This window comes from Gordonia asplenii (assembly GCF_012933505.1).
Taxonomy (GTDB): Bacteria; Actinomycetota; Actinomycetes; order Mycobacteriales; family Mycobacteriaceae; genus Gordonia; species Gordonia asplenii.
Genome location: NZ_JABBNB010000022.1, coordinates 35223 through 49886 on the forward strand (window position 1 = coordinate 35223; position 14664 = coordinate 49886).

13 protein-coding genes are annotated in these 14664 nt (G+C 66.7%); 3 read left to right on the forward strand and 10 right to left on the reverse strand.

Features of this window, described 5'->3' with window-relative positions; genetic code table 11:
* Positions 1 to 154: 154 nt before the first annotated feature.
* Both HH308_RS19175 and HH308_RS19180 read right to left on the reverse strand, forming a co-directional pair.
* A complete protein-coding gene (locus tag HH308_RS19175; protein WP_170195901.1) occupies positions 155 to 1747 on the reverse strand; it encodes a DUF222 domain-containing protein in 1593 nt (530 codons plus the stop codon).
* A gap of 959 nt (positions 1748 to 2706) precedes the next feature.
* On the reverse strand, positions 2707 to 3894 hold the full coding sequence (locus HH308_RS19180) for a protein kinase domain-containing protein (RefSeq protein WP_170195846.1): 1188 nt from the start codon (positions 3892 to 3894) through the stop codon (positions 2707 to 2709).
* Positions 3895 to 3969: 75 nt separating this feature from the next.
* Here HH308_RS19180 and HH308_RS19185 point away from each other — a divergent pair, with 75 nt between their 5' ends.
* On the forward strand, positions 3970 to 4335 hold the full coding sequence (locus HH308_RS19185) for an Rv2175c family DNA-binding protein (protein ID WP_170195847.1): 366 nt from the start codon (positions 3970 to 3972) through the stop codon (positions 4333 to 4335).
* A 432-nt stretch (positions 4336 to 4767) separates the two neighbouring features.
* On the opposite strand, the gene HH308_RS19190 is transcribed toward HH308_RS19185, so the two are convergent.
* Both HH308_RS19190 and HH308_RS19195 read right to left on the reverse strand, forming a co-directional pair.
* Positions 4768 to 6162, reverse strand: coding sequence for a class II 3-deoxy-7-phosphoheptulonate synthase (locus HH308_RS19190; protein ID WP_170195848.1), 1395 nt, complete (start codon positions 6160 to 6162; stop codon positions 4768 to 4770).
* Between the two features lie 100 nt (positions 6163 to 6262).
* The gene (locus HH308_RS19195; protein ID WP_170195849.1) at positions 6263 to 6748 is read right to left on the reverse strand and encodes a polyadenylate-specific 3'-exoribonuclease AS; all 486 of its coding nucleotides are present in this window, start codon (positions 6746 to 6748) and stop codon (positions 6263 to 6265) included.
* A 71-nt stretch (positions 6749 to 6819) separates the two neighbouring features.
* On the opposite strand from HH308_RS19195, the gene HH308_RS19200 reads away from it, so the two are divergent.
* The gene (locus tag HH308_RS19200) at positions 6820 to 8148 is read left to right on the forward strand and encodes a glycosyltransferase 87 family protein (RefSeq protein WP_170195850.1); all 1329 of its coding nucleotides are present in this window, start codon (positions 6820 to 6822) and stop codon (positions 8146 to 8148) included.
* A 75-nt stretch (positions 8149 to 8223) separates the two neighbouring features.
* On the opposite strand, the gene HH308_RS19205 is transcribed toward HH308_RS19200, so the two are convergent.
* From HH308_RS19205 to HH308_RS19230, 6 genes are all read right to left on the reverse strand, one after another.
* Complete coding sequence (locus tag HH308_RS19205; RefSeq protein ID WP_170195851.1) at positions 8224 to 8943, reverse strand: lysophospholipid acyltransferase family protein; 720 nt, start codon at positions 8941 to 8943, stop codon at positions 8224 to 8226.
* 150 nt (positions 8944 to 9093) lie between these two features.
* Positions 9094 to 10062 (reverse strand): ROK family protein, encoded by a 969-nt coding sequence (locus tag HH308_RS19210; protein ID WP_170195852.1) that lies wholly within the window; start codon positions 10060 to 10062, stop codon positions 9094 to 9096.
* 28 nt (positions 10063 to 10090) lie between these two features.
* Positions 10091 to 10438 carry a hypothetical protein gene (locus tag HH308_RS19215; protein ID WP_170195853.1) on the reverse strand — a complete coding sequence of 116 codons (348 nt, stop codon included), beginning with the start codon at positions 10436 to 10438 and terminating at the stop codon, positions 10091 to 10093.
* Positions 10439 to 10525: 87 nt separating this feature from the next.
* Positions 10526 to 11677: an ArsA family ATPase gene (locus HH308_RS19220; RefSeq protein WP_170195854.1), complete on the reverse strand. Its 1152-nt coding sequence runs from the start codon at positions 11675 to 11677 to the stop codon at positions 10526 to 10528.
* Between the two features lie 20 nt (positions 11678 to 11697).
* Positions 11698 to 12153: an SRPBCC family protein gene (locus HH308_RS19225; protein WP_170195855.1), complete on the reverse strand. Its 456-nt coding sequence runs from the start codon at positions 12151 to 12153 to the stop codon at positions 11698 to 11700.
* Positions 12153 to 12572 carry a hypothetical protein gene (locus tag HH308_RS19230; protein WP_312870716.1) on the reverse strand — a complete coding sequence of 140 codons (420 nt, stop codon included), beginning with the start codon at positions 12570 to 12572 and terminating at the stop codon, positions 12153 to 12155. Before HH308_RS19230 ends, HH308_RS19225 begins: the two co-directional genes overlap by 1 nt.
* Before the next feature lie 165 nt (positions 12573 to 12737).
* Between HH308_RS19230 and HH308_RS19235 the strand changes: the two genes are divergently transcribed.
* Positions 12738 to 14543, forward strand: a complete 1806-nt coding sequence (locus tag HH308_RS19235; protein WP_170195856.1) for an AMP-dependent synthetase/ligase — start codon at positions 12738 to 12740, stop codon at positions 14541 to 14543.
* The last annotated feature ends 121 nt before the right edge of the window (positions 14544 to 14664 follow it).

Consider the following 14664-nt stretch of genomic DNA (forward strand, 5'->3'; position numbering starts at 1 on the left):
GACGCGGGCTGATCCACTGTGTGTGGCGTGAGTTCAATGGGCGGTGTGTGACGCTGCCAGGCGTGCGCGACACGACTGGCTACCAGTGCGATGGTGCCGCGTTCTGGGCTGTGACGCGCTGCCACAAACGATTGTGTGCCGGTGGGGTGGCCCATCACGTTTGCAGGCGCACACTCTGCACGGTGATGTCGGCTCGGTGCAGCACCGTCATGTACCGGAGGAACCGTTCGACGGCCGACCCACCCGAGGACACCCGAGTAGTGTGCGGTCCCGGCATGGTTGCAGCGGTCGGCGCGGCAGCGGCGGGTCCAGTGGTCGGCGGATCGGCCACGGCGATCGGCTCGACCGGCAGGTCTATCCGGTGGACCGGATTGACCTGCCACGGCCCGTCACTACCGGCCGGTCGCCACCCCATCCGCCCGGAATGCGGGCCGGCGTCGAGAACCCGTGTCTCCCACTGCCCCGGCCGCGACCCGACCATTCTGTTATGCCGCCCACACGCCGCACCCAACTTGTCGATATCGGTGTGCCCGTTCTTCGCCCAGTCCGGGGCATGGTGGGCCTCGGTATGCGCGAACGGCACACTGCACAACGGCGCCGTGCAGCCACGGTCACGCCCGAACAACGCCAACCGCTGCGCCTTGGAGGCGAACCGGTTCGCCCGGCCGAGATACAGGACCTCCTGGGTGTGGTCGGCGAACACCTCCAACCAGACACCAGCCTGTGCAGCGATCTCGACGAGGTCCCCGACCGGGATGTCAGTACCGGTGGCGGTGTACCCGAACCCGGCAACGTTGGCCAACTCGGCCAGGCTCGTGGTGACCACCACCTCCGCCGGCAGTCGATCCGGCCGTCCCAGCGCCCCATGCCCCAGGACATACCGCAACATCGCCGCCAGGGCGTCATGATTGCGCTGCGCCTGCGTGCGGGTATCGCGGGCCCGAGCCTCGGCGAGCACCTGCGGGTCCAGCTGGGGATCGTCGCCGGGCCCGAACACCGGCTCCTCATCGTCGGGATTGTTCATTCCCGGCGCCGCCCACGCCGACAGGATCACCTCCAGCATGGCCCGGACCGTCGGGGTCAACAATCCCTTCAACGTCGACATCAACTGCTGATCCTGTGGGCACAGCGTCAGGCCGCGTTGACGTTGCCGATCCCTGTCATCGGTGAGCCTGCCGTCCGGATCCAGATGGGCCAGCAGCCGGTCTCCGATCTTCGCCAGATCAGTCGGATTGAACAGCCGCGCGTTGGCGGCGAGTTCTTTTTCCGCCTGCGCGATCCGGTCGACTCCGACCGCGGCTGGAATCTTCGTCATCACGGATTCGATGACAGTCACATGATCCTCGCCGATCGCGCCGTCGGCGATCGCCTCAGCCGTGCACGGTCGGTGCGGGGGCAGTGGTTGGCCGGTAACCGCGCGGCGTTGCGACACCGCGTTCGCCGCGGTGATCCGCCTGCTCGCCGGCCCGCCGCCCAACCGGATTCCGGTCGACAGAAACTGGCGCAACGTCGTGAACCCGACCGCGGTGAACGCGGCCCGGTCCTGGGCCTCCCGTACCCGCTGCAACCCCACGCAGGCCAGTTTGCGACCGATCCGCTCCTGCGTATACAGCAGCGCAGCGAGTTCCCGCTGCGATAACTCCGTCGTCGACGAGGCAGCCACGTGGTCCACGCTGACTTCGACCAACTCGTAGAGTTGGTCCACCGGCAGCTCACCCAAGCGAGCCTCGTCGACCACATCGCACATATCGGTCACCGAGTCCTCACCTCCCACCGAATCACTGGGTTGACCTGCCCCTCTCCGGGGTATGACCGAACACTACCCCGACCCACTGACAACAAATTGTGTGCCGACCGCCCGGCCCCCGACGCGCCACAGCCGTGGGCGCTTCGAGCAAGCCAACGCACGGCCACCCCAGTACACCGACGTTCGCGAGCTCGTCTCGGCTCTCGGCCTGGATCGACCGATGGCACCCCCTCCGCTGGTTGAGCCGGGTTTCACCGGTCGGGGCCACTGCATCTGCTGGTTGAGCCGCGAGGAGCGCTAGCGACGAGCGTGTCGAAACCCCTGTACCACAATGCATTTGATGGTCGAGCACGTGTCGGACTGCGATGGAATCGAACATCGAGGCATGGGCACCCGAAGGGGGCGCACGCGACACTTGCCGGGTGACATCGACGATATTGGCGCACATCATCGAAAGTCGTTGTGGCTGAGAGGTTTCGACACGTACTCGGCTAGCGCCTCGTCCGGCTCAACCAGCAGAGCGGCGCTTCGGCCGGTGGATTCAGGTGAGCCGGTCCGAGCGTCGTGCTGAGCGAGGCGCTAGCCGTGTCGAAACCATGGTGACACAACAGATTTCGCGCGACCGTTCATCTCACGTTCCGATCGTGGTGATCCTCTCCAGCCGTGCACCCACCAGGTGCATCCGACGATTCGCTGATGGTGCAGTCTTGGTCAGCCATGACTCACCGAAATCTGTTGCCTCACCGTAGTTTCGACACGCTCGTCACTTCGACTCGGCTAGCGCCTCGCTCAGTACGGCGCGCTAACGCAGCGCTAATCCTCCTCACGGCTCAACCAACGGACAGGACCCGCCGTCGGTGAATTCAGGCTCAACCAGCGGAGGAGCCTGCCGTCGGTGGATCCAGGCTCGGCGAACTGGATGGGCGGCGCACCGGGCCCGTTCAGCAATCGGCTGGTCGTCAGCTCGGCAGGTGGGCTCCCAACCACCACCCGGCCGATGCGAGTGACGCCGCTGCGAGCAGCACAAGGAAGATCCAGAACACCGCGACACCCGCGCGTCCCGGTTCCTCGATGAGGTCGTCGATGTCGTCGGGCAGATCTCGGGTGTGCTCCTGCGGCTCCGGCTCGTCGAGCAGCTGCTCGCTCCGAGGCATTGCGACGCTGTGGGTATGGTTCGGCGGCATGGTGTCGATGACACTCGGAATCGGTTGCGGGGCAACGGAATGCCCGCCTCTGGACCGGAACGCCGACACCGATTCACGTTCGGCGGATCGCACCGGAGCGGGGACGGTGAACTCGGGAAGGTCGAGTTCGTCGGCGACGTCGAGCAGGGCGTGGCGCAGGTCGAAGCCATCGAGGAAACGGTCGCGAGGGTCGCGTTCGGTGGCCCTCAGCACCAGCTCGTCGATCTCCGACGGTATTCCGGGGACCACCGCGCTGGGAGCGGGGACGTCGTAGGTGAGACGTTGGTAGGCGAGGCCGAGCGGCGTGTCACCGCGGAAAGGTGTTTTGCCCGTGAGTAATTCGAACATGACGATACCCGTCGAATACACGTCGGAGCGTGCGTCGGCATGCGTGCTCTCGACCTGCTCGGGCGACAGATACGCGGCGGTACCGAGGATGACGCTCGCCGACGTGACACCGGCTTCGGCGACGGCGCGTACGAGTCCGAAGTCAGCGATCTTCACTTCCCCGTCGTCGGAGATCAGGATGTTCTCCGGCTTGACGTCGCGGTGCACCAGCCCGGCACGGTGGGCCGTGCCCAGGGCACCGAGTACCGGGTCGAGGGCAGCGACCATGGCGTGTGGCGGCATCGGACCCCGTTCGCGCAGCAGCTCACGCAGGCTGCCCCCCTCGACGAGTTCCATGACGAGGAACGCGGTCTCGGCGTCCATGCCCTGGTCGTAGACGGCGACCAGCCCCGGATGTTTGAGCCCGGCGACGGCTCGCGCCTCGAAGTCGAAGCGCTGCAGGAAGATCGGATCGTGACTGTAGGCGGAATCCATTACTTTGACCGCGACCGACCGGCCCAGCCGGAAGTCGTGGGCGAGATAGACCGCACTCATGCCGCCGCGAGCGATAAGTGCGTCGAGCCGGTAGCGGCGTTCGAGGACGGCCCCGAGAAGGGGGTCGACGGCGTTGTTCACCTGCATGAATTTACCCGTCTACCCAATCGTGGCGGCTATGGCGTGGCGGGTGAATGACTCGGGTAGGGTCACAATGTGGCTTCTCTACCCCTGTCCGCCGATGATCTGCCCGGCGAGGTTGAAGTACTGACCGTTGACGAAGTATCGCAACGCTTGCGGGTATCCCCCGGCCGGGTGCGCACCCTCATTCGAGATCACCATCTGCTGGCCCTGTCGCGCGACGGGGTGCCGGGCATACCGGCCTTGTTCTTCGACGACGGCGGCATAGCGAAGCACGTCGACGGTATCGTCGACGTACTGCTCGACGGCGGCTTCAGCCGCGACGAAGCCCTACGGTGGCTGTTCACCGTGCAAGAAGACCTCGGCATGCACCCAGCCCAGGCCCTGCATTCCCATTCGGCGCGCGAGGTGATCCGACGAGCCCAGGCCGAGGCCTTCTAGCGCCCAGCACCGCACTGATCAACACCATCTCGAGCTGGTTGAGCCGACCACGAGCCGGTCGAGCCGACCCCACGAGCTGGTTGAGCCGACCACCAGCCGGTCGAGCCGACCCCACGAGCTGGTTGAGCCGGGCCGAAGCGCTAGCGGAGGCCCGTGTCGAAGCCGCCGTGAGTCGACGGTGTCAGAGCAACCAATCACCTTGTAACAGTTGAGAATTCGTCGCAGTGTGGTTTCGACTCGGCTGCGCCTCGCTCAACCAGCAGACGGGCTGCGCCTCGCTCAACCAGCAGACGGGCCGCGCCTCGCCCAACCACCAGAACGGCCGCACCTCGCCCAACCAGCAGAACAGCCGCACCTCGCCCAACCAACGGACGGACCGCACCTCACCCAACCAGCAGCCCAGCCGCACCTCACCAAACCAACAGACGGGCTCTACCCGCGTAGCATCTCCGCCACCAGGAACGCCAACTCGAGGGACTGCTGGGTGTTCAGCCGTGGGTCGCAGGCCGTTTCGTAGCGGCCGGCGAGGTCGACATCGGAGATCTCCTGGGCGCCGCCGAGGCATTCGGTGACGTTCTCACCGGTGAGTTCGATGTGGACGCCGCCGGGATGGCTCCCGAGGGCGCGGTGCACTTCGAAGAAACCTTGGACTTCGTCGACGATGCGATCGAAGTGGCGGGTCTTGTATCCGGTGCTGGCCTCGTGGGTGTTGCCGTGCATGGGGTCGCTCTGCCAGATCACCTTGTGCCCGGTCGCCTCGACTGCGGCGACGATGGGTGGCAGCACTTCACGGACTTTGCCGTTGCCCATCCGGGCCACCAGCGTCAGGCGGCCGGGCTGGTTGTGCGGATCGAGCAGCTTGACGTATTCGACAGCCTGCTCGGGCGTGGTCGTCGGCCCAATCTTGACACCGATCGGGTTGGTGATGAGCTCAGCGAAGGCGACATGCGCGCCGTCGAGGTCGCGGGTGCGTTCACCGATCCACAGAAAGTGTGCGGAGAGGTCGTAGAGGACTTTCTCGGCGTCGCCGCGCGGCGACTCGGCCAGCCGCAGCATCGCACGCTCGTAGTCGAGGACCAATGCCTCGTGCGAGGCGAAGATCGACGCCGTGTGCAGGCTCGAGTCCTTCACACCGCAGGCGTCCATGAAGCGCAGCCCGCGGTCGATCTCCGCGGCGAGGGCCTCGTAACGGGCACCGGCCGGGGAGATCCGTACGAACTCGCGGTTCCAGTCGTGCACCTTGTGCAGATCGGCGTCCGAACTCGTCAGTGCGCGAACGAGGTTCATCGCCGCCGACGCATTGGCGTAGGCGCGCACGAGTCGGGACGGATCGTGTTCGCGGACGCTTGCCTCCGGCGGGAAGCCGTTGACCATGTCCCCGCGGTAGGACGGCAGGCCGAGCGCATCGGTGTCCGACGACCGCGGTTTGGCGTACTGGCCCGCGATACGCGCGACCTTGACGACGGGCATACTCGCGCCATAGGTCAGGACGACTGCCATCTGCAACAGCGTGCGGATATTGCCCTTGATGTGGGGTTCGGTGTTGTCGGCGAAGGTCTCGGCGCAGTCGCCGCCCTGCAGCAGGAATGCCTTGCCGCATGCGACGTCGGCCAGCTGCGCCGACAGCGCCTCGACTTCGGCAGGCATGCAGATCGGCGGGACACTTTCGAGGACGGTGCGCATTTTGCGTGCTTCGTCGGCCGGCCAGCTCGGTTGTTGCTTGGCGGGACGCTCGAAGACAGCGTCGAACCGCTCCTGCAGGGCTCCGGGGAGCGGGGGCAGTTCGGGCAATTCGTCGATCGGTACGTCGACAGTCCAGTTCACCACGAGTAATAGCCTAGCGAGGCCCACCGACACGTCGCGCACGACCTCGGCGCAACCCGACTCCGCCGCCCCACCCGGCCCGACCGCTGCCCGACCGCACCCTCTACCGGTTGCGCGCCACTTCGATGGCCTTCCACTTGCGCAGGTTGTGCCGGGCGTCGGCGAGGGCGTCGTGTGCGTCCTGGGGTGCCGCAGGCAGCTGGGGACGTCCGGCGTCGTCCCAGTGTTGACGCAGCTCCCTGGTGAAACGCGGGATCTCTCGGGGCAGGGCCGTCATCGGTCCCCACAGCTGGCACAGCACGACGTGGTCGTAGGCGGCGACCCACGCCCACAGCTCGACGTCGGAACCGTCGGCGGTGAGGAACTCCAGGAGCTCGTCGCGGATGGCGCGACGCGACTTCCACGCCTTCGACGACGGTGAGGGAAGCTTGGGCAGCACGTGCGCGCGCACCCAGTCACCGGCGCGCGACTCGTCGAACTCGGCCGACACCGCGTAGAATTCACGACCGTCTTCGGCGACAACCCCGAGCGACACCAATTCAATGGTGTGGCCGTCCTCGATAAACTCCGAGTCGTAGAAGAAACGCATGACCGGTAGTATCCCCCGAGCCGTCGCCGGTTCAACCACGCCCTCCCGTCCCCGCCCCAGATTGCTCCCAGATGCCCTTGTTCCCCACCCGCGCCGATGCTTGGCTGTCTGCGTGGCGTCCGAGCCGGGTCGCGCGCGTTGCGATCGGGCTGATCTTCACGGCATCGGCGCTGATGCAGGTGATCGGCGTGCCGTTCACGTCGAGTTTCGGCACTCGTACCCGGATCGATCTCGACGTCTACCGACTCGGATCGCAGTTGTGGCAGCACGGCGTCTCGCTCTACGACGTCGGGTCGATGCCGTTCACCGACGACGGCATCTGGCTGCCGTTCACCTATCCTCCGTTCGCGGCGTTGTCGTTCGTCCCGCTCGGCGCGATGTCGTTGACGGTGGCCGGTTGGTTCGTGGCGCTCACGTCGATCGCGCTGGTGGTCGTGATCGTCAAGATCGTGTTGCGGGTACTCGACGTCGGGAGTAAGACCAACCGCTGGTGGCTCGCGGCAGCCACCACGGCGGCGGTCATCTGGCTCAATCCGGCGTGGATGACACTCGGCTTCGGTCAGGTGAACATCTACCTGCTGGCCCTGATTCTGATCGACCTGTTCGTGCTCGCACCGCGCAGCCGCGCACGCGGTTCGTTGATCGGTATCGCCTCGGCGATCAAACTGACACCGTTGGTGTTCGTCGCGGTGTTCCTGTCGGCCCGCCAGTGGCGGGCGGCCATCACCGTCGGAGTCTCGTTCGTCGCGGCCGCCGCTCTGGCCGCGGTGTGGATGCCCTCCGATTCGCTGCGCTACTGGACGCACACGCTGTTTCACACCACCCGCATCGGCGATCCGGCCGGACCGATCAATCAGAACTTGAACGCCCTGTGGATCCGGTTGGTAGACAGCCACTCCGCGCAGCAGATGCTGTGGATCGTCAGCGCGGCGGTCGCCACCGCACTGATGGTTCTCGCCGTCCGCTCGGCGCGACCGGTCGCCGCTTTCGCCTCGGACTCCCCGGCCCGCCGCGTCGACGCCATGTCGGTGACGCTGGCGATCGCGGTGTGGGGTCTGCTGATCTCCCCGACGACGTGGGGACACCACTGGGTGTGGGTGATTCCGGCGCTGGTGGTCTGCTCGGTCGTCGCCGCCCGCAGTCCACTGCGTCGCACTCAATGGATCTATGCCGCGCTCACCGTCTCGGGAGCGGTGATCTTCGCGGTCGGGCCGTATCAACTGTTGCCGCGGCGGGTCGACGACTGGGGACTGCTCGACCACATCGTCGGCAATTCCTACTGCCTGTGGGGGCTGTGCCTGTTGGTGGCCCTGTGGCTCGCGCCGGCTCGACTCGCCGACGCCTCCTCCGCGGTGGCGCTCGCCGGCGGAACGACCGACCGAGCCGCCACCGCGGGCTGACCGCCCCGCGCCCGTGGGCTTCACAAGCGCGGGCGCGACTCAAGCGCGGGCGAATTCTCAGGCCTGGGCGAATTCTCAGGCGGCAGGATTCTCCGGCCGGTCGTCCTCGTCCGACGCCGACGGCTTCTTGTCCTTCAGGCTCGCCGCGTACACGTCGACGTACTGCTGGCCCGACAGCTGCATCAGCTCGTACATGATCTCGTCGGTCACCGCGCGCTCGATGAATCGGTTGCCGGTCATGCCGTCGAAGCGTGAGAAGTCAAGCGGCTTACCGACTTTCACGGTGATGCGCGCCAGCCGCGGAATGGTGGTGCCGGGCGGGTTGAGGTCGTCGGTGCCGATCATCGCGACTGGAATCACGGGCACACCGGTCTCCATCGCGATCCGGGCCAGGCCGGTCTTGCCCTTGAACAGTCGACCGTCGGGCGAGCGGGTGCCCTCGGGATACATGCCCATCAACTCACCCTTGTCGAGCATGCGGCGCGCCGACAGCAGTGCACCCGCCGCGGCGTCGGCGCCGGATCGGTCGATCGGGATCTGGCCGGACGAGCTGAAGAACCAGCGCTGGAATCCCCCCTTGAGGCCGGTTCCGGTGAAGTACTCGCTCTTGGCGAGGAAGTAGATGCGGCGGGGCACCATCAGCGGAAGGTAGAAGCTGTCGACGACGGCGAGGTGATTGCTGGCGAGGATCGCCGGGCCGCTGGCGGGAATGTTTTCCAGCCCTTCGACTTTCGGTCGACCGATCAGTCGGAGGATCGGGCCCATCAGCACGAACTTGAACAGCCAATACCACATCGTGTACTCCGCACCGCCTCGAAAGAGATCCTCGGTGGCGGCCCGCGTACTCGCGCGGACCCACACCCGTCGAGGACTCAGATTACTCTGTGCGCGCCGTCACGACTCGGTGAAGGCCGCGACCCGACGCCGGGCTCGCCGAACCGCCGGTCACCCGAGCAGCGACGCCGCGGCGAGTTCCTGGCGTGCCACCTCGGCCGCGCCGATCACCCCCGCGGACTCACCGAGCTGGGTACCGCGGATGCGGGCGAGTTGACGATGCCCGGCGCCGGTGATCAACGCCGAATACTGCTCGCGCGCCTCGTCGAGGTACAGACCCGACGCCCGCCCCACACCCCCGGCGATCACGATGAGGTCGGGGTCGAAGATGTCGGCGATCATCGCCAGCCCCTGCGCGAGGGATCGGCTGAAGATCTCGAAAGCCTTGACCGCCACGGGATCTCCGTCGGTGGCGGCCGCCGCGACCCGACGCCCGGTCACCGACCCGGGGTCGGCCGCGAGATCCGCGGCGAGCTGACTGCGCCCCCAGTCGGAGTCGGCGACCAACTCGACCACGGTGTCAACCAAAGCCGTTCCGCTGCAATATCTTTCCCAACAGCCACGCTTGCCACAGGCGCACGGACGACCGTTCGGCACGACGACGATGTGCCCCAATTCCGGTGCGACGCCGAAGCTTCCACGATAGAGCCGACCGTCGAGCAGCAACCCCGCGCCGATACCGGTGCCGATCGTGACGACCAGCGAATTGTGGCCGCGCGCAGCCGCGCCGAAGCGATATTCGGCCACCGCGGCGGCGTTGGCGTCGTGCTCGGTGAAGACCGGCAGCCCGATGAGTTTGGTCATGTCGGCGGCCACCGCGGCCTCCCGCCACGGCAGGTGCGGCGCGAACCGCACGACGCTGCGGTCCGCGGTCAAGAAACCCGCGATGGCCAGGCCCACACCGGCGACCGACCATCGCGACGCCAACTCGCCAACCAACCGCTGAAGGCAGTGTTCGAGCGCCTCGGTGGTCGCCGGAGTCACCGCACGGAGGGTGTCGAGAAGCTCACCCCGCTCGTCGACGACGGCGGCGCGCACACTCGTACCGCCGATGTCGATGCCGACCGTCAACGCACTCATAACCTGACCTCTCCCATCCGACGTCGGGTCAGTCCCGCGCCGAGGTCGGAGCGATCCGCACGGCGATCGGCTGATACTGGCGTGGCACAGCGGCATCGGTGGCCGACGACGATCCGCGCAGTGCCTGGGCGAGCGCCTCCAGGACCGCGATGAGGGTGGCGATCAGCCGGGCCAGCAGTTCGCCGATCTCGCCGAGCAGTGCCGAGATGTCGCCGCTGAGGTCGGGCCCGACGAGGCCGTCGGCGCCCGCACCGGGCGTACCTACGAACATCGCAGCCAGGCTGTCGATCTGATTGGCCAGGCCGAGGAGCACTTCGCGCATCAGATCGGTCGGATCTGCGCCTGCGGTGGCGCCGTGGTCACGATCCTGCGTCATCGAGCATCTCCCGTACTGTCTACGCCGTTCCCCGGCCGGTCGGCGAGAACGTTCTGCTGCACCTGCGGTGCCCTTTTTCTTCTGCGCCTACTTCTTTTGCGGCCACACCGCCGGGTTCGGGGTGAACCTGATCCGCAACGTTCCGCTGTCCCACGCGGCGTCGATGACGTCGCAGCGGCGCAGCACAGACGGTAAGCGTACCGGGTAGCGAAACCCGCTCACCGTCACCAGCAGGTCGTCGTCGGATCGGCCGAGACCGAGACGATCGGGTTCGGGTAGCGGCTGCGGCCACGACATCTCGTAGATCGTGTCCAACCCACTACCCGACACCAGGCTCACCTGAGCCGACGCCGAACCGGCCGGACGTCCGCCCGGCGGGCTCAATCGAACACCCAGCTTCCGCAGCCGCGCGCTACGGTCAAGCGGCTCACCGACTCTCGGTATCGCGCGCACGGTGACGTCGGGACCGGTGAGCTCCGCAATCCGCGCGGCGTCGGCGTCGTCGCCGGAGTTGACAAGCACCGTGCGCACCGGCAACCCCATCAGTGCCGCCGAGGCCACCTGCGCGGTCAGCACCGACGTGCTGCGCGCGCCCGCCCCGACGACGAGATGCGCCGCGGTGGTGTGCGGATCGGCGAGCAGTGCGGCGATGTCGCGGCAGTCACCGTCGAGCTGGTCGATCGCCGCGGTCAGCCGCGCCATCAGCGGCCGCTCGCTGGCCGCAGCGAGACGTCGATGCCGGGGCCACAGCCGATTGAGCGCCTGACTGAGCACTGCGGGTGCGCGCAGCAACGCCAGCGGGTCACGCTGCCCAGAGCAGTCGACGATGACCGATGTCCACCGACCGCTCGTCGCCTCGTCACGAGCACGCCGCAACAACAGCAGATCTTCGACGCCGGGCAACGAGATCAGTTCGCCCGGTGCGACCGCGGCCAGCGTCGCGACGACGGGCAGGATCGGCCCGGAATGCGACTGCGCCATCGTCAGTGCGTCGGTGAACTCTGCCCAAGCTTGTTCGACGACGACCAGCGGGTCGAGTTCGAGAAGCGACAAGTTCGCCGAAACCTCAACCGGTACACCGGAATTACTGAAGACGCCGAGTCGCCCGGCGGTCTGCGAGTGGCGATCGCAGGTGATGAGCAGAGTGTGACCCGACGAGGATCGCCCACTGCTGCGCGGTCCCACCGCGGCGGCAGCGGCCACCACTGAAACCCCATCGCCGCCCGGTCCGAGAACCAAGTGGATGGGCGTGAGATCGATCAGCCTTCGACTCTTTTCTTGAGGTCGTTGAGCGCCGCGTCGGTGATGGCCTTCTCCGCGCGACGCTTCAACGCGCCGATCAGCGGCACCACCAGGTCCACCATCAAGTCGTAGGTGACCTTCGTCGATCCCGGAACCTGTTGTGCGAGTGTGTATTTACCGCGCTGGTCACGCTGCAGATCACTGCTCACCAAATGCCACGACACCGCACTGCCGTCGGCCGCCCACTCGTAGTCGAGGACGTAGGTGTCTTTGAGCACCCCGGCGTCGAGCACGAAGCGGACCCGCTTGGGCGCCCCGTCGTCGGACGTGGAGATCACCTCGACCGAGCGCGCCGCCGACACCCACTCCGGGTACTTCGGAAAGTCGGCGATCACCGCCATGACCTGTTCGGCGTCGGCGTTGATGATGATCGACTGCTGCGTCGAATCGCCGCTACTCGTGTCGGCTGCCACTAGTTCCGCTCCCCTGCCGAAGGTGCACTGACCGCCGGATCGCCCGGCTCACGACCCGCTTCAAGACGTTGCTTGACGTCGAACGACATCGCCTTGCCTGCCACTCGACGCACCCGATTGGCCTCGGCCAGCGCGTCGAAACGCGCGCGATCGTCGTCGGGCAGCGGCGTCGTGGGTTCCGCGTGAAGGTAGTAGTGCAGTACGAATCCGTCCATCATGGCCTCACACCACAGTTCCATCGTTCCGGTGACACCACCGTCGACGGTCCAGCGCATGCCCTCGTGGGCGCGGTCCTCGGTCACCGTCAACCGCAGGTCAGGCCACCAGTTGCGCCACAGGCCCCGGTCAGCGATCACGTCGGTCACCAGTTCCGGTGCTGCGGCGACGAAGATTTCATCAGCCACCTGGATGCTCGTCACCGAAATAGTGTCGCATGCGCCCGGATACGCGCAGTGCCCGACATATCGTTGCTCCGGCGCCCGGCGCATACGACGGGCACCAGCAGTCGATTCCGTGCCCGTCGGGGGCGGGATATATCCTGTTACCCGGCAGTATCCTCGCCCGACCAGTTGAAAGGCTCGAAGATGACCGAGTTCTCCGTCCCGGCCAAATTCACCATCGCCGAAGACGCGAACTGCACAGATGTCATCTTCGACATCGCCGCGCAGACCCCTGACAAGACCGTCTTCTCCGAGAAAGTCAACGGTCAGTGGACGCCGGTGAGCGCCAAGCGGGCGGCCGACACCATCACGTCCCTCGCCAAGGGGTTCATCGCGCAGGGCATCGAGCCCGGTGATCGCGTGGCGCTGCTGTCGCGGACCCGCCTGGAGTGGACTCTCATCGACTTCGCGATCTGGTCGGCGGGCGCCATTCCGGTGCCGATCTACGACTCGTCGTCGGGCCCGCAGATCGACTGGATTCTGCAGGATTCGCAGGCCGTCGCCATCGTCGTCGAGGATGACGGGCATCGCGAGATCGTCGAGTCGATCGGTTCGTTGTCGAACGTCAAGAAGGTCTATCAGATCGACAACGGCGACGAGGGCGTCATCGCCGTGCTCACCGAGGCCGGTGCCGAGGTTCCCGACGCCGACGTCGACGCGCGTCGGGGCGGAGTGAAGGCCGCCGACGCCGCCACGCTCATCTACACCTCCGGCACCACCGGCCGGCCCAAGGGCTGCATGCTGACCCACTCGAACATGCTCAGCGAGATCGACGCCGTGCTCGAAGGCAATCTGCGACTGCTGCTCGGCCCCGGCAAGCGGCTGCTGATGTTCCTGCCGCTAGCCCACGTGCTGGCCCGTGCGATCACCATCGTCGCCGTCAAGGCGGGCGTCGAGGTCGGCTTCTTCAGCGACACCCGCACCCTGCTCCCCGAATTCGCATCCTTCAAACCGTCGATGATCCTGTCGGTGCCGCGTGTCTTCGAGAAGGTGTTCAACACCGCACGTCAGGGCGCCCACAACGAGAGCCCCATCAAGGGAAGGATCTTCGACGCCGCAGCCGACACCGCGGTCGCCTATAGCGAGGCGCTCGACGCCGGCGGCGCCGGTCTGGTCCTCAAAATCACCCACACCGTGTTCGACAAGCTGGTCTACAGCAAACTGCGCGCCGCCCTCGGCGGACAGTGTGAGCTCGCCATCTCCGGCGGTGCGCCGCTCGGCGCGCGGCTGGGCCATTTCTTCCGCGGCGCGGGCGTGCCGGTGTACGAGGGCTACGGTCTGACCGAAACCACCGCAGCCTTCTCGGTCAACACCCCGGGCGAGCACAAGATCGGCAGCGTGGGTAAGCCGTTGGCGGGCAACGCGGTTCGCATCGCCGACGACGGTGAGGTGCTGCTGTCGGGTGGTGTCGTCTTCGACGATTACTGGCAGAACCCCGACGCCACGGCTTCGGCTCTGGAAGGCGGCTGGTTCCACACCGGCGACCTCGGCACCGTCGACTCGCAGGGCTTCCTGTCGATCACCGGCCGCAAGAAGGAACTCATCGTCACCGCCGGCGGCAAGAACGTCTCCCCCGCCGGCCTCGAAGACGTGATCCGGGCCAGCGCGCTGGTCTCGCAGGCGATGGTCGTCGGCGACCAGCAGCCGTTCATAGCGGCTCTCGTCACGATCGACCCCGAAGCCTTCCCGGGCTGGAAGGAACGCAACGGAAAGCCGGCATCGGCCACCGTCGAAGACCTGGCGAATGACGCTGACCTGCGCGCCGAGGTTCAGTCGGCCGTCGACGAAGCCAACAAGACCGTCTCGCACGCCGAGGCGATCAAGAAGTTCACCGTCCTGCCCAACGACTTCACCGAGGAAACCGGCGAGATGACGCCGACCCTGAAGGTCAAGCGCAACGTCGTGTCGGAGAAGTACGCCGACGCGATCGCCGGGCTGTACGCGAAGTAGCGTCGGCCGGGTCTCGGGGAGCGCCGCTCCCCGGGGCGGACGCGAGGCCCCGCTCCCCAAACCCACCCCGCTCCCCGAGTGCCGAAGCGAGCTTGCGAGCTTCGGTGTATCGAGGGGCCGG